General features: G+C 54.1%; 18 protein-coding genes. 12 read left to right on the top strand and 6 right to left on the bottom strand.

Annotated features, from left to right (window positions below; translation table 11 throughout):
- Position 1: 1 nt before the first annotated feature.
- The 3 genes from IP582_RS13315 to IP582_RS13305 form a co-directional block, all read right to left on the bottom strand.
- On the bottom strand, positions 2-1,414 hold the full coding sequence (locus IP582_RS13315; RefSeq protein ID WP_193793458.1) for a sodium:solute symporter family protein: 1,413 nt from the start codon (positions 1,412-1,414) through the stop codon (positions 2-4).
- Positions 1,415-1,489: 75 nt separating this feature from the next.
- Positions 1,490-2,374 carry a dihydrodipicolinate synthase family protein gene (locus IP582_RS13310; protein WP_193793457.1) on the bottom strand — a complete coding sequence of 295 codons (885 nt, stop codon included), beginning with the start codon at positions 2,372-2,374 and terminating at the stop codon, positions 1,490-1,492.
- Positions 2,375-2,395: 21 nt separating this feature from the next.
- Positions 2,396-3,535 (bottom strand): iron-containing alcohol dehydrogenase, encoded by a 1,140-nt coding sequence (locus tag IP582_RS13305; protein WP_193793456.1) that lies wholly within the window; start codon positions 3,533-3,535, stop codon positions 2,396-2,398.
- A 175-nt stretch (positions 3,536-3,710) separates the two neighbouring features.
- On the opposite strand from IP582_RS13305, the gene IP582_RS13300 reads away from it, so the two are divergent.
- Genes IP582_RS13300 through IP582_RS13290 form a run of 3 tightly spaced genes read left to right on the top strand, consistent with a single transcriptional unit; the run spans position 3,711 to position 6,688 of the window.
- Complete coding sequence (locus IP582_RS13300) at positions 3,711-4,946, top strand: four-carbon acid sugar kinase family protein (protein WP_193793455.1); 1,236 nt, start codon at positions 3,711-3,713, stop codon at positions 4,944-4,946.
- Positions 4,939-5,925, top strand: a complete 987-nt coding sequence (locus tag IP582_RS13295; RefSeq protein WP_079498240.1) for a D-threonate 4-phosphate dehydrogenase — start codon at positions 4,939-4,941, stop codon at positions 5,923-5,925. The genes IP582_RS13300 and IP582_RS13295 overlap by 8 nt, the downstream gene beginning before the upstream one ends.
- 1 nt (position 5,926) lies before the next feature.
- On the top strand, positions 5,927-6,688 hold the full coding sequence (locus IP582_RS13290; RefSeq protein WP_115464669.1) for a DeoR/GlpR family DNA-binding transcription regulator: 762 nt from the start codon (positions 5,927-5,929) through the stop codon (positions 6,686-6,688).
- A 97-nt stretch (positions 6,689-6,785) separates the two neighbouring features.
- On the opposite strand, the gene IP582_RS13285 is transcribed toward IP582_RS13290, so the two are convergent.
- Positions 6,786-7,940 carry a hypothetical protein gene (locus IP582_RS13285; RefSeq protein WP_193793454.1) on the bottom strand — a complete coding sequence of 385 codons (1,155 nt, stop codon included), beginning with the start codon at positions 7,938-7,940 and terminating at the stop codon, positions 6,786-6,788.
- Positions 7,941-8,147: 207 nt separating this feature from the next.
- Positions 8,148-9,092: an L-lactate dehydrogenase gene (locus IP582_RS13280; RefSeq protein WP_193793453.1), complete on the bottom strand. Its 945-nt coding sequence runs from the start codon at positions 9,090-9,092 to the stop codon at positions 8,148-8,150.
- A gap of 147 nt (positions 9,093-9,239) precedes the next feature.
- Between IP582_RS13280 and IP582_RS13275 the strand changes: the two genes are divergently transcribed.
- Positions 9,240-9,722: a GNAT family N-acetyltransferase gene (locus IP582_RS13275; RefSeq protein ID WP_193793452.1), complete on the top strand. Its 483-nt coding sequence runs from the start codon at positions 9,240-9,242 to the stop codon at positions 9,720-9,722.
- On the opposite strand, the gene IP582_RS13270 is transcribed toward IP582_RS13275, so the two are convergent.
- The gene (locus IP582_RS13270; protein WP_039078935.1) at positions 9,676-10,554 is read right to left on the bottom strand and encodes a LysR family transcriptional regulator; all 879 of its coding nucleotides are present in this window, start codon (positions 10,552-10,554) and stop codon (positions 9,676-9,678) included. The two genes, IP582_RS13275 and IP582_RS13270, sit on opposite strands and share 47 nt — an antisense overlap.
- A gap of 104 nt (positions 10,555-10,658) precedes the next feature.
- Between IP582_RS13270 and sad the strand changes: the two genes are divergently transcribed.
- The 8 genes from sad to IP582_RS13230 all read left to right on the top strand — a co-directional run bounded on the left by sad (position 10,659) and on the right by IP582_RS13230 (position 20,710).
- Complete coding sequence (sad, locus tag IP582_RS13265; protein WP_193793451.1) at positions 10,659-12,047, top strand: succinate-semialdehyde dehydrogenase; 1,389 nt, start codon at positions 10,659-10,661, stop codon at positions 12,045-12,047.
- A 102-nt stretch (positions 12,048-12,149) separates the two neighbouring features.
- The gene (locus IP582_RS13260) at positions 12,150-13,739 is read left to right on the top strand and encodes a methyl-accepting chemotaxis protein (protein ID WP_193793450.1); all 1,590 of its coding nucleotides are present in this window, start codon (positions 12,150-12,152) and stop codon (positions 13,737-13,739) included.
- A gap of 49 nt (positions 13,740-13,788) precedes the next feature.
- Positions 13,789-14,715 (top strand): glutaminase B, encoded by a 927-nt coding sequence (gene glsB / locus IP582_RS13255; RefSeq protein ID WP_039078938.1) that lies wholly within the window; start codon positions 13,789-13,791, stop codon positions 14,713-14,715.
- Positions 14,715-15,071 (top strand): DUF4186 domain-containing protein, encoded by a 357-nt coding sequence (locus IP582_RS13250; RefSeq protein WP_193793449.1) that lies wholly within the window; start codon positions 14,715-14,717, stop codon positions 15,069-15,071. Before glsB ends, IP582_RS13250 begins: the two co-directional genes overlap by 1 nt.
- Before the next feature lie 124 nt (positions 15,072-15,195).
- Positions 15,196-16,641 carry a GGDEF domain-containing protein gene (locus IP582_RS13245; RefSeq protein WP_193793448.1) on the top strand — a complete coding sequence of 482 codons (1,446 nt, stop codon included), beginning with the start codon at positions 15,196-15,198 and terminating at the stop codon, positions 16,639-16,641.
- 200 nt (positions 16,642-16,841) lie between these two features.
- Positions 16,842-17,834 (top strand): sensor domain-containing diguanylate cyclase, encoded by a 993-nt coding sequence (locus tag IP582_RS13240; RefSeq protein WP_228007891.1) that lies wholly within the window; start codon positions 16,842-16,844, stop codon positions 17,832-17,834.
- 110 nt (positions 17,835-17,944) lie between these two features.
- Positions 17,945-18,913, top strand: coding sequence for a sensor domain-containing diguanylate cyclase (locus IP582_RS13235; RefSeq protein ID WP_193793446.1), 969 nt, complete (start codon positions 17,945-17,947; stop codon positions 18,911-18,913).
- A 345-nt stretch (positions 18,914-19,258) separates the two neighbouring features.
- On the top strand, positions 19,259-20,710 hold the full coding sequence (locus IP582_RS13230; protein WP_039078944.1) for a tagaturonate reductase: 1,452 nt from the start codon (positions 19,259-19,261) through the stop codon (positions 20,708-20,710).
- Positions 20,711-20,754 lie beyond the last annotated feature (44 nt).

Below are 20,754 nucleotides of genomic sequence, written 5' to 3'. Positions count from 1 at the left end.
ATCAAACTCCACTATTTTGAACGGGTGTTGGCGCTTTTGGGTGTTCTTTACTCGGGATCAGGCGGTCAAGAACCATAATCACCGCAGGGGTAATCAGCGCGATATACATATTGTTAATACCAAACGGGTCGCCCAGCACGTACCAGACAGACGTGACGACACAGGCGCCAATCAGGCCAGCATTCGCACCACGGGTGCTTTTAAAGAAGGGCGCATAGAAGGCAATCACAGCGACCACGGTGATGGACAACCGAATAGCACGGGTAAAGAACGACAGTTTCAGAACTTCCGGGACCAGCAGCACGAAAATCAGCGGCAGGAAGCCAATAAACAGAGAAAGCCAGCGCGTCGCTTTAAATTCCTGTTCCGGCGTTGGATTGCGGTAAGGCACGTAGAAATCTTTAACGACCAGCGAGGCGATAGCCAGCGCCACGGTACTCACACTCACGAAAATGGAGGCAACAAGTGACGTTGTCACGAGTCCGGCAATCCACGGATTCATATCCTGCAGGAAGATAGGCATGGCGTACAGGCTGCTGATTTCCGGATGCAGGTATTTGGCCGCCACACCGATCACCGCAATCGCCAGGGAAATAGGCAGACAGAACCAGAAGGCAATCCAGGTGGAACGTCTGGCGGATTTCACGTCTTTGGTAGAACAGATGGCCTGAATCACGAACTGGGTACAGAAAATAGAACCAATGGTGCCAATCAACCACGCGAAAATCGTGCTTGGGCCAAAGTTACCGTCCCAGGTCCAGTAGAAATGCGGCATCTCTCTGATCATAGGGGTGAAACCACCGGTTTTGTACAGCGCGAAGACCATGATCACCAGGATACCAAAATATTTCAGTGCGCTGTGCAGCAGGGTAACCCAGGCGACCCCTTTCATCCCGCCGTAAGCGAAGTAGAACGTACTGACAATCGCGGTAATAAAGGCTGCAACCGGCAGACTCACTTTCAACACGGTTGCGATAGCCGCCGCGCCGCTGACGTAGTTACCGACGTTTACCAGCAACAACGCGTAGATCATGATGATAGAAATGATGTTCTTAGTGCTGTTGCCGTATTTCTCCGCAATCGCGCCGGAGATGGTGATTTTGCCGGTGTTATAAATACGTTTTACCAGCAGCAGACCAAACAACGGGAAACCGATAGCCGCGCCCAGAACGGACCAGGAGGCGGCAATCCCACCTTCAAACGCGGCCTGTGCGGTACCGATAGTGGATTTTGCGCCGATGTATTCAGACATCAATAAGATGCCTACCAGAAAGGCCGGCATCGCGCGCGAGCCTTCCATAAAATCGCCGGAGTTTTTACTGCGTAAACGGAAGGTAAGCCAGGTAGTAAAGACGATATAGGCAATGACTATACCGACAATGATCAGGGTATCTTGTGAAGTAAACGTGTTCATCTTTGCCTCTCTTTGGGGCGAGTGAAGCCAGGGCGCCTGAGGTGCCCAATATTCTAATGACGAATGAAAAACGCCTTAACGCACGTACTGCGTCACTATCTGGCGAATTTGCAGTTGTTGTTCTTCGGTGAATGAAACGGCATAACGACTTTCGCCGACGTTATAGCCCATCAGTTGTACTGCTTTTTTAACCGCCGCCGGAGAGAACCCTACGCTATAGAGATCGGTGCGCAGGCCGGTGACATTTTCTTGCGCCTGACGAGAACCTTCCACGTCGCCAGCCCTGAAATGCGACCAGATCGCATTAATTTCATTCGGGGCGACGTTCGCAAGGCCAGAGATACAGGCTGAACACCCTTCCACAAATCCCCGGTGAATCAGGGAGTCCGGTCCGTTCAGAACATCGAAATTATCGATATCTTTTACGGCGTTCAGAAATCCGCTCAGGCTGTCATAGCTGCCTGCGCTGTCTTTAATGCCAATAATGTTTGGATGTTCCGCCAACACGCGAACGGTTTGCGGTTCAAGAGTATTCCCGGTGCGGGCAGGGATGTTATAGAGAAATACCGGGACGCTAAGGGCATCAGCGACAGCGGTATAATGGTTAATTAATTCGTTTTGTTTTAAGGGCACAAAATAGGGTGTGATCACGGAGACCGCGTCGACGCCCAGCTTTTCAATCTGTTTACCCAGACGAATAGTCTCGCGGGTAGCGATCTCACCAATATGAGCCACCACATTGGCGCGGCCGGCCACTTCCTCAACACAGGCTGCGGTGACGGTGATTTTTTCCTGCTCATTCAGCACAAAAAACTCACCGTTTGTGCCGCCGCAGAAAATACCGTTTCCGGCAGCCAGTTGGCGATTGACCTGTTCTTTTAGTGACTGAACGTTCAATCCGCCTTCTTCATCAAAAGGCGTGACGATCGCCGTCAGCACGCCTTCAATTTTCTTACTCATTGCACATCTCTCCATGAAAAATCAGTGAAACAATGTCTGGTAAATCGCTTGCACGGCGGCGTGATCAACAGTGCAAGGGGCATTATTCATTAAGCGCTTAACGTTCAGGGCGGCATCGGCCAGCGACGGAATATCCGCGCGCGGCACCCCCAGCGCTTCCAGGTTGTCCGGCAGGTTGAGGCGTTTTACCAACGCGGCAAAGTAATTCACCAGCGCGTGGGATTTATCCTCATCGCTGAGCGTGGTATCCGCGCCCGGAACCAGATCCCACACCTGCGCGAATTTTTCGACGGCGTACGGGCGCACCACTTTCATGCAGGGGGCCAGCAGAATGGCATTGGCGACACCGTGCGGCAGGTGGTATGTGCCACCCAGCGGGTAGGAGAGCGCATGTACCAGATGGGTACCCGCATGCGTGATCGCCGCACCACCGTAATAAGAGGCCCACAACATTTCGAGGCGCGCGGTCAGGTTGTGTGGCTCACTGACGGCGGTTTCGATGTTGTGCAGAAGCTTACGCAGACCGGTCAGGGCGACGTTATCGCTTACCGGGTTGGCGATCGTGGCGGTAAAACATTCGATCAGGTGGCACAGGGCATCAATACCGGTAGAAGAGGCGATATGCGCAGGCATGCTGGTGGTCAGTTCCGGCAGCAGGGCGACATAATCCGGCAGCAGCACCGGAGAGATGATCCCCACTTTGGTGTTCTGTTCCGGGATCGCCAGAATCGCATTCGGTGTAGCTTCGGAGCCGGTCCCGGCGGTGGCCGGAATCAATAAAGACGGTACGCGTGCGGTCGGCTTTTCCCCGGCCAGCAGGGCGTCAAGGCCAGGAGAGCTCGGGTGATAAAGTACCGATAACAGTTTGCTGACGTCGAGAACGCTGCCGCCGCCGATACCGACGACCAGATCAAATGCCGCGTCTGGCGCATCGGCGAGAATACGGGCGACATCATGCTGGCTGGGTTCCGGCGGTACGTTGTCAATAATCTGTACCAGTCGGCCTTCTGCCTGGAGCAGCGTCAGAATGTGCTGCGTTGCGGCAAGTTTGATGACGTTGCCATCGCTGACCAGTAAGAGTTTCTTTTTACCCGTAAGCAAAGGCGCGATAGCGGGAATGGCCCCTGCGCCGCTTATCAGGGTGCTGTTTATTGTTACCACAACGTTCTCCTGTCTGTCTTTGTGGTGATTGAACTCAATCATCTTTTTTCAATCACGGTCACTGTATGGCATAAATTTATAATTTATTCGCAAATTAAATAAGTTGATCTTGCTCACATATAATCAATTATGATTGAATATAATCATAACCAGAACGTAACGACGCGGAGTAGGGATGAACAAACAAAGCGCGGTCCAGCAAGTGGTGATTCTGGCCGATGACTTCACTGGCGCGAATGATGCGGGCGTGAGCCTGGCGCAGGCAGGGATGCGGGTAGAAGTGGCACTGGAAGCGACATATCAAAGTGATGCGCAGGCGCTCATTTATAACAGCGACAGCCGGGCGATGACGGCGACGGCGGCGTACGAGAAAGTCGCCGAGCTGACCGAAAGCGTACTGCGTCTCTCTTCACCCGCGTGGCTGGTGAAAAAGATAGATTCCACGCTGCGCGGTAATCCGGGGGCGGAAGTGATGGCCATGCAGCGGATTACGGGTGCAAAGGCAGTGATTATCGCCCCGGCATTTCCGGCGGCAGGGCGCATTACCCGCGAGGGGAAATGCCTGGTCAATGGCGTGCTCCTTACCGACACCGAGTTTGCCAGCGATCCGAAAACGCCGATTACCTGTGCGGACGTGGGCGCGCTCTTTAGCGGGCATAGTCAGAACATCACACCCTCGCAGTTGCCCGTCGCGCTCTTGAGTGGCAGTGCGCAAGTCCCGGCGCTGCTGGTGGTGGATGCGCAAACGGATGCCGATTTGGATGACGTCATCACCCATGCCATGCAGGCGAGTGAAAGGCCGCTGCTGGTCGGTTCCGCCGGGTTGTGTGATGCCCTGTCACGCCGTCTGGCGCCGCAAAAACAGCCGGTAGTACTGGCGGTTGTCGGCTCAATGAGTGAAATCGCTCAAAAACAGGTGAGCATAGCCGCGCAGCATCCACGCTGCGAACACATCTTTGTTGATATTAATGACGTCTTTCAGTCGTCAGCCACCGATTATCGCGCCGCGATTGTCGCCGCGCTTAACGGTGGACGCCATTGCCTGGTCCATACCTGCCCGGATGAACAGGCGCGCCATCAGGTGGCGACGCTGTGCGAGCGCTGGGGAGTGGGCCGCGCTGAGTGCGGCGAGCGTATTTGTGATTATTTAGGCGCACTTACCCGCGATGTGCTGCAACACAGTACGCCTGACGGTCTCTATCTCTCGGGTGGTGATGTGGCGATAGCGGTCGCCAGGGCGCTCGGGGCAAAAGGGTTTCAGATTCGTGGGCGCGCCGCAGGTTGCGTGCCCTGGGGATATTTTTCAGGTTGCGAATGGCAACGACCAGTGATGACCAAAGCGGGCGGTTTCGGCGACGAAACCACGTTGCGCAAGGTTTTGAATTTTATTGAGGAGAAGTCGAGTGACTAACATTATTGCCGTAACCATGGGCGATCCTGCGGGGATTGGTCCGGAGATTATTATTAAATCGCTGGTCGAAGGGGAACTGTCCGGGGCGCCGGTTGTGGTTGTGGGCTGTGCCCAAACGTTTAACCGTATCCTGGCGCTGAACATCACGCCGCATGCGGAACTGCGCATTATTAACCAGGTCAGCGACGCCCATTTTGCCCCTGGCGTGATTAACGTGCTGGATGAACCGCTGGCGGATCCGCAGGCATTGGAACCCGGTAAAGTACAAGCCCAGGCAGGCGATCTGGCCTACCGCTGCGTACGTCGTGCGACCGAACTGGCGATGGCCGGCGATGTGAAGGCCATTGCCACCGCACCGCTGAACAAAGAAGCACTGCACTTAGGCGGTCACCACTATCCGGGACATACTGAGCTGTTGGCGAAACTGACCAACATTAATGACTACGCGATGGTGCTCTATACCGACAAACTCAAAGTGATTCATGTCACTACGCATATCGCGCTGCGTAAATTCCTTGATACCCTGAATCAGGATCGCATCAAGACGGTGATTCGTGTGGCGGACAGGTTCCTTAAGCGCGTTGGCTTTGCAAACCCGCGTATCGCGGTGGCCGGTGTGAACCCGCATGCCGGAGAAAATGGTCTGTTTGGCGATGAAGAGATCACCACCGTAGGTCCGGCGGTTGAGGCCATGAAAGCCGAAGGAATCAATGTTTACGGCCCGTGCCCGCCAGATACGGTCTTTATGCAGTGCAACGAAGGCATGTACGACATGGTGGTGGCGATGTACCACGATCAGGGACATATTCCGTTAAAATTGCTGGGCTTTTACGATGGGGTTAATATCACTGCTGGTTTGCCGTTTATCCGTACCTCTGCGGATCATGGCACCGCCTTTGATATCGCCTGGACCGGAAAAGCGAAACCGGAGAGCATGGCGGTTTCCATCCAGTTAGCTATGCAAATCACACGAGAATAATATGAAGGGATATAACCGGTTAGAACAGATTATGGATTATCTGAAAGGCCATAATCTGGTAACGGTAGACCAACTGGTGACCATCACAAATGCGTCTCCTGCCACCATTCGCCGCGATTTGATCAAACTCGATCAGGAAGGGGTGATAAGCCGTTCACACGGCGGCGTTACCCTTAACCGGTTTATCCCCTCGCAGCCGACGACGCATGAGAAAATGCAGCGTAACCTGTCGGAAAAGCATGCCATCGCCTGTGCGGCCGCGTCGCTGGTGAAAGCCGGTGACGCGATTGTCCTGGATGCCGGTACCACCATGATTGAACTCGCTCGTCAGTTGACGCATCTGCCGCTGCGGGTGATCACCAGCGATTTGCACATTGCGCTGTTCCTCTCCGAGTTTAAGCAGATCGAAGTGACAATTATTGGTGGGCGTATTGATGACACCAGCCAGTCCTGCATCGGCGATCATGGCCGTAAACTGTTGCAGGGGATTTGGCCGGATCTGGCATTCGTAAGCTGCAACGGCTGGGATTTGGAAAAAGGCATCACCTCGCCAACCGAAGAGAAGGCGGCGCTGAAACGGGCATTGATTGATAATGCGCAGCGTCGGGTATTGCTGGCCGACAGCAGTAAATACGGGGCGTGGTCGCTGTTTAACGTCGCCCGTCTTGATTCACTGACGGATATTGTCACCGACAGTCACCTGGGTGACGATATCCGCCAGAAACTTGCCGTATTACCTGCCCGGTTAACCATCGCCAGTTAATTTCCACTCGGATCAGGCTCTTTTACTTTGATAAACAGACGGCGTGCTCATTGCCATGCCGTCAGTTTATTTTCAACTGATTTGTGTTCGGGCAGCGTTAATCAATGACCGCCGCTTTCAACATATTTCCCTGCTCGTCATGGGAAACCGCGAGACGAAGTTTGCCATTTTCTGTCAGGATCCGACGGTGGTTATTCTTAAGCTGCAATAGACAGGTCTCGTAATGGGCATGACTTTGAGCAGCAATATTTTTGGCCGACTCCAGGGTTGTCGCAATAAAATAACGACGATGTACGAGCATCTCTTCGCTGTTAAATCTTGAGCTGGAAAGAAAAGCCGCTGCTTTCTCATTGATGGTAAAGATAAAGTTGGTGAGTTGCTCTTCCCACGCTTTGCGTTGCAGGTCAAACTGGCTGAAGTCTTTGTTCGTGGGATCAATGCACGCCTGAATCCAGGCTAACAGGGCGGCCAGCTTTAACAAAACATTTCTGCGCTGAACTAAAGGATTTATGCCTTCCGCGATCGTTTTTAACTTTTGATAAGTATCACCCGTGCCAAAGGTATCGGAATCTTTTAAGGCCCTGGCGGAAGCTTGAAGCGTTTTCAAATCAGCGAACAGGATCGATTGCCACTCGTAGGCATCTGCTACTGTGTCTTCGATTTTATTCTTGATTTGTAATGACACATCGTAATCAAAATCGCCACGGCGGAGTTTTTCTACCAGCCCCTCCAGATAATGAACTCGCCCTTCAATGCGCGCCAGGTGGGTGTTATCTATTTTGTTGTGCAGTTTTTCTACGGACTCTTTGATTTCGGCCAGATTCTGGCTAATGTCTGCCAGATGCGCCTGGGCAACCATCAGACTTATGAGTTGAAAAGAACCACTGGCGATCTGCTTGAGTTTCCCGCCTTCAATAATCCGTGCTTTTCCCGCGATTTTACCGGCCTGTTTCCCGCCTGTATGCACAACATCTGCCAGCGTTTCTCCGGCGGTGGTTTGCATCATTTTGAAAGTCCCGTCTTTCAGACCTTGCTGAATATGTGGTTTGAAAATAAGTTCGACGGTTTTTCCATGCGTATTAATGACACCCTGACATGCCTGGGCGGCCAGAGCACTCATACGCTTAAGCTCGATGGGGTCGGTAATGTCGTAAAGCACATCGTCAGGGAAAGAGGGGCATTGTCTTACATCAATAACCGGAATCCCTTTCTCATCAACTAACGTGTATTCATTGTTATCTTCACTGGTCATAAAAATCCCTTAATACGTTTCACGGACCTGGATAAATCTGGTAGTGATGTTATCAGACCTTCTTTTGCACGACTTGTGAGATGAGGTTGTGTAAAAAAAACAATTTTATTTATCGGGAATTTGTCTTTTGAAATGATAATAAGCTGTTTTGGCGATCAAAAAATGCCTGCGCTGGACGCAGGCAGGATTATTTTCGACAGCACGCCCTCAGGGCAGGCGCGCGATATTGGCTTTTATTACCGATACGGAGTGGTTGAATTTCGCCACTTCGTCTTCTTCAAGCTGCAACTCAATAATCTGCTGTACGCCGCTCTGGGTCAGGACCGCAGGGACACCGATAGCAACGTCGCTTACGCCATACTCACCGTCAAGTACGCAGGAGATCGCCAGCGCGCGGTGGCTTCCGGTAAAGATATTGCGGCAGATTTCCGCAATCGTCCCGGCAATACCGTACTCGGTGCAGCCTTTACGGGCGTAAATTTCAAAACCGTGCTTGCGCACGCTCTCCGCCAGTCCGTCAAAATCGATCGTCTGCCCGGTACGGCGCTTCCAGACATCGGCAATCGGCGAACCGTAGACCGACGAGTGCGACCACACCGGAAACTGGGTGTCGCCATGCTCGCCAAGGATAAAAGCATCAATACTCTGCGCGCCGATATCCAGTGTCTGCGCCAGCGCGCGCCGCAACCGGGTGGTATCCAGCCACACGCCGGTACCAATGACCTGGCTACGCGGCAGGCCAGAGAGTTTCCACACCTGCCAGGTGATGATGTCGCAGGGGTTGGTGGCAATCAGAAAGATGCCATTAAAGCCGTTTTCCATCATCTGCGGCACAATGTTTTTAACGATACGCGCGGTGTTTTGTAGCTCGTCCAGGCGGGTCTGCCCCGGTTTAAGCGGGCCGCCGGAGACAGTGATGACCGCAATGTCCACATCGGCACAGTCGGCGGCGTCGCGCCGGGTGATATGCATCATGCCCGGCATATACGCGGCGGCATCCGCCAGATCCTGCACATGGCCTTCAACGCGATCGCGGTTCAAATCAACAAGGATCAACTCTTCGGCGATGTTCTGATTCAGCAGGGCGTAAGCCGCCGATGCGCCAACATTGCCAGTACCGATGATCATCACTTTGCGGGCTCTGGTATTCATTTCTCTTCCGTTATCAGGATTACGCGTGAGCGTAAATTACCGCCGCAGGCGCGATTTATGCAATCCGGACAGGGATATATAAGTTAATTGTATGGCGGAGTGAGCAGGGTTTGCGCGTAATTTAACAGAACCATAACAGGAGAGCCCATGTATACCTTTATCCCCGCCTCGGCGAGCCAGCCGGGCATTCGTACTCTGATTGCCGCCCTGGATGCTTATCAAACCCAGCTCTATCCGGCCGAGAGTAATCACCTGCTGGATCTGGCAACCCTGCCACCTGAGAGCGTAATCATGCAAGCCATCGTACATACGTCCGGAGAGATGGTCGGCTGCGGCGCCATTGTGCTGAACGACGATGGTACCGGTGAGATGAAGCGGGTCTATATCGATGCGCGCCATCGCGGTCAGCTACTGGGGGATAAACTGCTGAATGCCCTGGAGGCGGCGGCCGTTGCGCGCGAGTGCCATACGCTGCGCCTGGAGACGGGCATTAAACAGCAGTCGGCAGTTCGTCTTTATACACGCTGCGGATACCAGCGGCGGGAGGCTTTTGCCCCTTATGCAGAAGATCCGCTCAGTATTTTTATGGAAAAACGGCTGACTGCGGATCGGCTTTCAGCACTTCAATAAAGGCATCCAGGTGGCGGGTTTTCGCACCGCGCCGCCACACCAACCAGGTGTTCAGCCAGCGCCAGTTTTCCGCCAGCGGCCAGGCGCCGACCTGGTGGTGACCGGGCATACTTTCCAGCATGCTGCGCGGAATAAGCGCCAGTCCGGCACCGGCAATCACGCAGGCCAGCATGCCGTGATAGGACTCCATTTCGTGGATTTTCCCGGGGGTAGCCTGATCGGCGTGAAACCAGCTCTCAAAATGGCGGCGGTAGGAACAGTTGGCGCGAAACGCATAAATACTGGAACCATTCACCTGGGCGGCCCGGGTGATCGGTTCGTGGCCGTGCGGGGCGACAATCATCATCTCTTCACGGTAGACCGGAATGCCTTCCAGACCGGGATGCATCACCGGCCCATCGACAAAGGCGGCGCTCAGCGTGCCATCAAGAATACCATCAATCATCGTGCCGGAAGGCCCGGTAGCCAGATCGAACTGAATGCGCGGATAGCGCTGATTATATTTCGCCAGTGTGGCAGGGATACGCACTGCTGCGGTGCTCTCCAGCGAGCCGAGCGAAAACAACCCTTGTGGCTCGTCCCCGGCCACGACCATACGCGCTTCATCAACCAGCGCGAGGATCTGCTGGCTGTAGCGCAAAAAGCTATGCCCGGCGGGGGAAAGACGCAGACGCTGGTTTTCACGAATAAAGAGATCCACCCCCAGGTCGGCCTCAAGCTGGCGAATGCGGGTGGTCAGGTTCGACGGCACACGGTGCACTTTTTGCGCGGCCTGGGTAATGCTGCCGGTCTGCGCCACGGCGTTAAACATCTCAAGCTGCGTTAAATCCATGGTGTTCTCCATTCGTGAATAGTGAAGTTAATATTATTCAGTTTTCAGGAATAACAAATTCAGCGACGATAGCGCAATACCTGAACAGCGAAAGCGAGAGAATTATGTCTATTTCATCTGCCACCCATGCCATTTCCGTGAATCCGGCGACCGGAGAAACCCTGTCGGCTACCCCCTGGGCCAGCCGTGAAGACGTCGACGCTGCCCTGGAACTTGCCGCCAGAGGCTATCGCCAGTGGCGGCAAAAAAGTGTCAATGAGCGTGCGCAGGTTTTGCGTGCGGTCGGTGAGGTATTGCGCCGTCACGGCGAAGCGATGGCGCAATTGATTTCACAAGAGATGGGCAAACCGATAGCCCAGGCGCGCGGCGAAGTCGCTAAATCCGCCAACCTGTGTGACTGGTACGCCGAACACGGCCCGGCGATGCTGGGTTCAGAAGCCACCCAGGTTGAAAACAATCGGGCGACCATTGAATACCGTCCGATGGGGCCGATTCTGGCGGTGATGCCGTGGAACTTTCCGCTGTGGCAGGTGCTGCGCGGTGCGGTGCCGATTCTGCTGGCGGGCAACAGCTATCTGCTTAAGCATGCGCCGAATGTGCTGGGTTGTGCGGCGCTGACAGGCAAAATCTTTACCGAAGCCGGGGTGCCGCAGGGTGTCTTTGGCTGGGTGAATGCCACCAACGACGGCGTGAGCCAGGCGATTAACGATCCGCGCATTGCGGCGGTAACCGTTACCGGCAGTGTGCGTGCCGGGGCGGCGATTGGTGCTCAGGTCGGCGCCGCGCTAAAAAAATGTGTGCTCGAACTGGGCGGTTCCGACCCGTTTATTGTCCTCGGTGATGCGGATCTCGATCTGGCCGTGAAAGCAGCAGTGGCCGGACGTTATCAGAACACCGGGCAGGTTTGCGCGGCGGCTAAACGTTTTATTGTTGAAGCCAGCATTGCCGATGCCTTCACGGAGAAATTTATCGCGGCGGCGGCGGCCTTACCCCAGGGCGAACCGCTGGATGAGGCGACCTACCTTGGCCCGATGGCGCGTTACGACCTGCGTGATGAACTGCACGCTCAGGTACTGGCGACGGTCAGCGAAGGGGCAACCCTGGCCCTCGGCGGTGACAAACCCTCCGGGGCAGGGAACTACTACCCGGCTACCGTGCTGACGCATGTGACGCCACAGATGACCGCTTTCCGTCAGGAGATGTTTGGCCCGGTGGCAGCCATCACCGTAGCGCGCGATGCGGAACATGCGCTGGAACTGGCCAATGACAGTGATTTCGGTCTGTCTGCGACGGTGTTTACCGCCGATATGGCGCTGGCAGAGGGTTTTGCCGCCCGCCTGGAGTGTGGTGGCGTCTTTATTAACGGCTACAGCGCCAGCGATGCCCGTGTGGCGTTCGGTGGTGTGAAGAAAAGCGGATTTGGGCGTGAGTTGTCGCATTTTGGTCTGCACGAGTTTTGTAACGTACAAACCGTATGGAAAGATCGCCTGTAATCGTATGCGCGCCCTCCCGGGGGCGCGCCGTCTGCGGATGTCATGGTTTCGTCATACTTCTTTCGTAAACTCGCGGGCATCGTGAGGTTATAGAAGAATATCATGAACTTAAAGCAAATTTTCCGCCGAATTTTTCGGCAATTGACACCACGGCAGTTTGGCTTGCTGGCAGGTATCTTCTGGATTATAGGACTTTTTTCCGCACTCCAGATTGCCTCCTCCTTCGTTCTCACCCTGTCGTTGCGCGATGCACAGCACAACGAACAACTTAATCAACAAACCCACCTGCAACAGATAAAAGTCGATGAAGCCCGCGTGGCGTTACTGGCGGCAAGCGATCTGCTTAACCGCGCAGGCGTCTATTTTATGCAGGATAAAGAGACCGGCTCTGACGGTAGCTGGCATAGCCTGATGGATGAGGCGCAGGCTGCGCTTGCGACGTCGCAGAAATCCTGGCAGGCCTGGCTTGCGATGAATCCACCGAAAGATGACGGGCTGATCAACAGCTACCAGCTTTTCTACGGGGCGATAAAAGAACAGGCCGACGGGCTGGTGAAAACCAATTCAACCGATGCGTTCTTTGCCGTTCCGGCTCAGGCGTTTCAGGCCGATTTTAACGACAACTACGCGCGCTTCCAGCAGGCCAGTGAAAAGCGGGCCGATGAGGGTCGCCTGACCTTAATGGGCGGGTTAGCGCGCCTGCAACAGGTGTTTGTGCTGGTGCCCGTGCTGTTGGCGGTTATCGCCATTGCAGTCTGGTTTGGCATGTCGCGCTGGGTAATTTCACCGCTACGTCGGCTTATTGCCCATATCAATACCCTGGCGGCCGGTGACCTTTCCACGCCATTGCCGGAGGTCAAACGCTTCAACCGTGAAATTGATCAGATTGTCCTGAGCGTCGACACCATGCAACACGGGTTACAGCAACTGGTCAGCCAGGTGAGTCAAGCCACCCGTTCGATGGTGAATAACATTGATAGCCTGGCGCAGGGCAATCAGAAGCTATATCAGCAATCGACCCGCCAGGCACAAGAGCTTGAGGACGTGACGGCACATATCGCGACCCTTGAATCCCATGTTGAAGGCAATAGCGGCTATGCCCAGCTTGCCAGTGAACGTGCTGATGAAGCGCGTAAAGTGGCGGCGGGGGGCGACAGCATGATGGAGACGGTAAACCAGTCGATGCAGGCGATTGTGGGCCGGGCGTCTGAAATGCGCGGTATCGTCGAATTGATTGAAGGGGTGGCGTTCCAGACCAATATTCTGGCGCTCAATGCCGCCATCGAGGCGGCGCACGCGGGTAACCACGGGCGCGGCTTTGCGGTGGTAGCCAAAGAAGTGGGGCTGCTGGCGCGTAAAAGCAGCCATTCGACGCAAACCATCCAGCAACTGATCAACCACTCTTTGCAGGGCATTAATGACGGTACTCACGCGGTCAGTAAACTGGAAAATAATCTGCAACAGGTCACCGGCCTGGTCGGGCATCTTAGCGGATTACTGAACGATATCTCCACGGCGACCCTAAGCCAGGGGGAGAGCATTCATCATATGACCCGTCGTTTGCATTCGCTCAATAAGGTGGCGCGCCGCACCGGAGAACTGGTCACGGATGCTACCGAAGCGTCCGTGCAACTGCATAATGATTCTCACGCGTTGATGCAGGCTGTTTCCCGCTTTCGTCTCCCGGCCTGATTTTTGCTATACTCGCAGCCCATTTTACGGCTGCGAGTAAGGATCGGGTGTGGCGACAGTCATGGATAACAGCGTACTTGAGGCATTGCTTGAGCAGGTACGCCCGCTGAAAGGTCTGGGAAAAGTGGCAGACTATATTCCCGCGCTGGCGACCGTCAGCGGGGACAAATTGGGTATCGCCATTTGTACCGTCGACGGTGAACATTTCCAGGCAGGTGATGCCGATGAGCGTTTTTCCATTCAGTCACTTTCAAAAGTCCTCAGCCTTGTGGTGGCGATGAACCATTACGAGGAGGATGAAATCTGGACGCGTGTCGGTAAAGACCCGTCCGGTCAGCCGTTTAATTCTCTTTTGCAACTTGAAATAGAGCAGGGCAAACCGCGGAATCCCTTTATCAATGCGGGCGCGCTGGTAGTCTGCGATATGTTGCAAAGCCGCCTTAGCGCCCCGCGCCAGCGGATGCTGGAAATCGTGCGCAAGCTTTCCGCCACGCCGGATATCGCGTTCGACAGCGTGGTGGCCCGCTCTGAGTTCGAACACTCCGCGCGTAACGCGGCGATTGCCTGGCTGATGAAATCCTTTGGTAACTTCAATAATGATGTTGCCACGGTACTGCAAAACTACTTTCACTACTGCGCGCTGAAAATGAGCTGTGTCGAGCTGGCGCGGACTTTTCTCTTTTTGGCCGACAAAGGCACGGCGCCGCATCTTGCTCAACCGGTATTAACGCCGCAACAAACACGCCAGGTCAACGCGCTGATGGCAACCAGCGGCATGTATCAAAATGCCGGTGAGTTCGCCTGGCGTGTGGGATTACCGGCAAAATCGGGCGTGGGCGGCGGCATTGTCGCGATTGTGCCGCAAGAGATGGCCATTGCGGTCTGGAGCCCGGAACTGGACGAAGCGGGCAATTCACTGGCGGGGATTGCCCTACTGGAGGCGCTGACCCAAAAACTGGGGCGTTCGGTGTACTGATGTCTGACTACGACGCATTGTTTGCGCGGCTTGCCCGCTCCACTTTTCGTTCCCGCTTTCGGCTGGGGGCGAAAGAGCGCCAGTACTGCGTGGATAAGGGCGCAGAGGTTATCGCGGCACACGCGGCTGATTTTGTTACTCAACGCCTGGCCCCCGCGCTACCGCAGAATGACGGCAAACAGACGCCGATGCGTGGACATCCGGTCTTTATTGCCCAGCATGCCACGGCTACCTGCTGTCGGGGGTGTCTGGCAAAATGGCACAGTATTCCAGCCGGTGTTGAACTCACGGATGTGCAGCAGCGTTATATCGTCGGGGTGATTTATCACTGGCTGGTCCTGCAAATGAATTCATAACACTAATGAATTAAACGGCAAACACATGTTAAAGGCCTGTTATATCGACATTACATGTTAAGCTATACGCCGTCTTTGTCGCGTCGAAATGACCTGCAACATCCTTACCTGGGATTGATATGTAATGCGCGCTCTTTTTTCGCCCACATTTCGCCTGCTGCGAAATGATCAGCCGTTCATCAATGCGACGGTGATTTTTCTGATCACCACGCTCTTTTATTTTGTTGGAGCGATGCTGCGTCTGGTCGAGGCGCTTTCGCTCTTCTGGCCGCTAAATGCAGTGATGGCAGGGATCTTTGCCCGTTACGCTTTTTTACAGCGCTGGCCTTACTATCTGATGAGCTTTGTGGCGATGATCCTCTACGACGGCATAACCACCTCGTGGGGCTGGTCATCGGTGGTGATTAATTTTTCTAACATGGTTTTTATCATAACGATGGCGCAACTGGTGCAACGCGAGCAGCGGCTTATGCGTCATGCGCCGCAACCCATAAACGCGCTTAATCTTTTTGGCTACTGTCTGGTGTCGGCAATGCTCTGCGCGCTTTTCGGTGCCTTCGGCTCGATGGGGGTGGTCATCAACCAGGATTTCCTGATGCTCTTTGGTGACTGGTTCAGCGAGCAGTTTGCGACGGGGGTACTGATCCTGCCTTGCATCCTGACCGCCGTCTGGCCGGACACGCGGCTGGCTTTAAATAGCAAGACGCTGTTGCCCGTACTGGCGTTGATTGTCTCCGTACTGGCCTCGGTGTGGGTAGGGGGGGCGGGCAGTCTGGCATTCCCTCTGCCAGCGCTTATCTGGTGCGCCGTCACTTTCTCCTTGCCACTGACCTGCCTGCTGACATTGATAACCGGCGGGCTGGAAATCATCCTGGTAGCCAACGGGTTGATCAATATTTTTGTCGCCTCGCCGTTGGAGATGTCGCGCATGTTTTCTGCCCGACTGGGGATCGCCACAATGGCAATTTGTCCGGTCATCGTCTCTGTCAGTGTGGAAACCATCAACCGTTTGATGCGCCATGTATCTTTGCGCGCGGACTACGATTTTCTGACCCGTGTTTACTCCCGTTCTGGCATGTATGAAGTGCTCAACCATGACAGTAATGGCTTTGCCAACAAACATCTGACGGTCATGCTACTGGATATCGATTACTTCAAAAGCGTTAACGATAACTACGGGCATGAGTGCGGCGACCGGATGCTCACCGCGTTTGCGCAGAAGGTTCGTCAGGAATTGGGTGAGCAGGGGGTTATTGCCCGGATGGGAGGCGAAGAGTTCGCGGTGATAGCTGCCACGGTCGGTCCACAGGAGGGTTTTCTGTTGGCTGAACGGCTTCGTAAGTCGGTTGAGGCGCATCCTTTCCACTGGCATGACCAGACACTGCGCCTGACGGTCAGTATTGGTGTCAGCAACGGAAAGGTACTTTCCGGCTCGTTGACGGAGGCTTTTAATAAATTACTCGCTGAGGCGGATGAGTATCTTTATCGCTCCAAAAATGCAGGGCGAAATTGCGCCAGTATGCGCCAGACGCCAATCGACGAAACATTAAAATCCTCAGTCGGTTTTTGAGAGCGGTCTGCCTGTCTCGACAGCGCGAATGAGTATTGTTAGAAGGTAAAACGATTGAGATAAGTTATTAAATTACTTGCTACAAATTTTCTTCGTCAATACTATAACCGAGTATATGTATCGGAAAAATTTGCGCCATGAATGGATCTGACAATTTGAAGAAAAGCGAGCGGATCGCTGGCGGCAGGTTCGTCAGACGCATGTACCTGATGCGTATTCTTGGGACATTTCTCTGTTTTTTTCCCATTCTCTCCGTATTGCTGGAGCTCCATCGCCCCCTGTGGCTGATACTCTTACTGGGCGCTAATGCCTTTATCTGGCCGACGCTGGCATTTATTCGTGCCCGCCGCTCCGACACCCCCCTGACGCTGGAACATCAAAACCTGATCTTAGATGCCGGTGCCGGTGGCTTCTGGATAGCCATGATGTCGGTTAACCCCCTGCCATCGGTGGTCATTGCTACGATCCTGCTCGCCGATCGCCTCTCGGCGGGCGGCGTCGAGCTGATGCGCAAAGCGGGGATGGTGATGCTGGCTGCCTTTGCGGCGGCTTGGGTGGCGCAGGGGATGAATTTTTATGTTGAGGTGTCTCAGCGCACCATGTTCACGACGCTGCCCCTGATTGCCATCTATATGCTGGCGCTCAGCGTATTAACCGACAACATTGCCGTAAAGCTACGAAATAAAAGCCGCGAGCTGGAACGCATTGCGATGATGGACCCGCTGCTGGATATTGCCAACCGCCGCCTGCTGGAAAAACGCATCCAGTATGAGCTGGATAAGCTGCGTGAACTGCCGCACAATTCAATGCTGATGTTCATCGATATCGATAATTTCAAAGAAGTTAACGATCGGTTTGGTCACAAAGCGGGCGATGCGTTGCTGGTCACGGTGTCGAAGATTCTGCATGCCGCGACGCGGAAAACCGATACCCCGGCGCGCCTGGGTGGGGATGAATTCGTGATTTTGCTTCCTGACACTACACAGGAAGAGGCGCTCGCCGTTGCCGGGCGAATTATGGATTCAGCCGCTGTGATGAGCGTAACTCAGGAATATGCCTTCCACTGTACCCTGAGTATTGGCATTGCCAGTGCGACCCAGGGGATGCAAAACGTCACGGACTGGCTGAAAGCGGCGGATGACGCCCTCTATAAAGCAAAACGCCGCGGCAAAAATCAAATCTACTCACACTGACAAACGTGCTGAATACGCTAAGCTTTATCCTGTACACCGCGAATCGGTCGCTCGATCACGTCTTATAATCGCGGACACCTGCCGATACTGACTAGCGAGATAGGCACTTTATGAAAACTCCTGCAATTCCCTTTGATGAGGAAAAACGCCTGGCATCGTTGCGCGAATCCGGGTTGCTTGATACAGGAACTAATGAACGTTTCGACCGGCTGACGAGGCTGGCAAAGCGGTTGTTCAATGTTCCTATCGCGCTGGTGACCCTGGTGGGTGAAAAAACACTGCATTTTAAAACCAGTGACGGCACCGCCCATGAAAGCCTGCCGCGCCATCTCTCTTTTTGCGGACACACCATCCTCAGCACAACGCCGCTTATCGTCAACGATGCCGGTAGCGACGAGCGCTTTTGTGATAATCCCCTGGTAACAGGAGAATCTCATCTGCGTTTTTATGCGGGCTACCCGCTGCGCCTGCCCGACGGTGCGCTGGTCGGTTCATTTTGCCTTCTCGATCGCACTCCGCGTGCTTTCTCATCCGCTGAGGTGGATATTCTGAAAGATTTTGCGCTAATCGTGGAAAATGAGTTTGCGGTGATGAGTGCCGCGACCACCGATGAACTCACCGGGCTGTTTAACCGCCGTGCGTTTGATAATCTGGTGAAATTTGCAATTAATAGCGCCCGGCGTCGCGCTGAACCGCTAGCGCTGGCGTGGGTGGATCTCGACGGTTTCAAACAGATCAACGACACCTGGGGGCACAACGAGGGCGATGAGGCGCTGCGCTCAATGGCAAAAGTGATGCGCGCAAGCTTCCGGGAAGCGGATCTGTTAGTGCGCTATGGTGGGGATGAGTTCGCAGTCCTTTTTTCCGACACCCATGAGCAGGGGGCGTGGATTGCCCTGGAGTATCTGGTGGAGCAGACTCAGGCCTGGAACTTGTCCTCTGGCAAACCCTGGAAGCTTGCCTTTTCCTGGGGGGTAAGTGAGTTCGATCATAACGGTAACGGCGATATAAAAGCCTGGCTGGAAGATGCGGATGCCAAAATGTACGCCATGAAGACGAAAAACCATCGCGAACGCTAGCGCTGTAACAAAAAACCATGACATGGGATGTTGTGTTAAAAATATGTAAAATGCATAGTGGTTATTTTTTAAGGAACAAAAATGACCACTTCCTCTTCTTTTCCTCCCTTTCTGTCGGTAAATCCGAAATCATATTGATGAACACTGTGACGTACTGAATTACGGCCTTCTGGGCGTAGCATTGTGCGTCTTTTATATGTTTTTGTGACGGGTGTTGTATTTTTGTGATTGCCGTTGGAAATGTTGTCTCGCTTTGATCAAAACAGGGGTTCGTGGTCGAAAAGTTTGGTAAGTTATTAGACCAATCTTCCTAGGTTGTATGACTAATCAAAAAAGGAACCCATTGTGAACACAGTTAACCGTCGCGATTTCCCCGGCGCTTCTTACCCTGAGCGTGTGATTCAGTTTGGCGAAGGCAACTTTCTGCGCGCCTTTGTCGACTGGCAGATCGATTTATTGAATGAACACACTGACCTCAATGCCGGTGTGGTGATTGTTCGTCCTATCGACAGTGACTTCCCGCCCTCTCTGAGTACCCAGGACGGCTTGTATACCACTATCATTCGTGGCCTGAATGAGCAGGGCGAAGCGGTCAGCGACTCACGCCTGATCCGTTCCGTGAATCGTGAAATCAGTGTTTACGGGCAGTACGATGAGTTCCTGAAACTTGCGCATAACCCGGAGATGCGTTTCGTCTTCTCCAACACTACCGAAGCCGGTATCAGCTATCACGCAGGCGACAAATTCGATGACGCACCGGCGGTGAGCTATCCGGCGAAACTGACCCGTCTGCTGTTCGAACGCTTTAGCCACTTTAACGGCGCGGCAGATAAAGGTTGGGTCATCATCCCGTGTGAACTGATTGACTACAACGGTGACGCGCTGCGTGAACTGGTGCTGCGCTATGCGCAGGACTGGGCGCTGGGCGATGCGTTCGTGGCATGGCTCGATTCTGCTAACACCTTCTGCTCAACGCTGGTTGACCGTATCGTAACGGGCTATCCGCGCGATGAAGTGGCTAAAATTGAAGCGGAACTGGGTTACCATGACAACTTCCTCGACACCGCAGAACATTTCTATCTGTTTGTGATCCAGGGGCCGCAGTCACTGGCCGCCGAGCTGCGTCTGGACAAATATCCGCTGAATGTGCTGATTGTCGACGACATCAAACCCTATAAAGAACGCAAAGTCGCTATTCTGAACGGCGCGCATACCGCACTGGTTCCGGTTGCCTTCCAGGCGGGTCTTGATACCGTGGGCGAGGCCATGAACGATACCGAAATTTGTGCCTTTGTTGAGAAAGCGATTTATGAAGAGATCATCCCGGTGCTCGACCTGCCGCGTGATGAGCTGGAATCCTTTGCCAGCGCGGTGACCGGGCGTTTCCGTAACCCGTATATCAAACATCAGTTGCTCTCTATCGCCCTGAACGGCATGACCAAATTCCGTACCCGCATTCTGCCGCAACTACTGGCGGGGCAGAAAGCTACCGGTAAACTGCCTGCGCGCCTGACTTTTGCGCTGGCCGCGTTGATCGCTTTCTACCGTGCAGACCGCAATGGCGAAGCCTATCCGGTGCAGGATGACGCCCACTGGATCACCCGTTACCAGCAACTGTGGGGCCAACATGGTGATCATCAGATCAGCACCAGCGATCTGGTAAAAGCGGTATTGTCGGTCAGCGAACACTGGGAGCAGGACCTGACTCAAGTCAGTGGACTGGTAGAACAGGTTTCTCTGGATCTCGACGCTATTCTGCTGCAAGGCATGCGTCAGGCTGTGAAACCGCTGTGCTAATGGCATTCTGTTAAGCGTGTAACGAACCCGGCTTGCGCCGGGTC

Origin of the sequence: Citrobacter sp. BDA59-3 (genome assembly GCF_015167655.1) — a bacterium.
In the GTDB taxonomy this organism is placed as follows: Bacteria; Pseudomonadota; Gammaproteobacteria; order Enterobacterales; family Enterobacteriaceae; genus Phytobacter; species Phytobacter diazotrophicus.
This window is presented reverse-complemented; position numbering and strand designations above follow the sequence as displayed.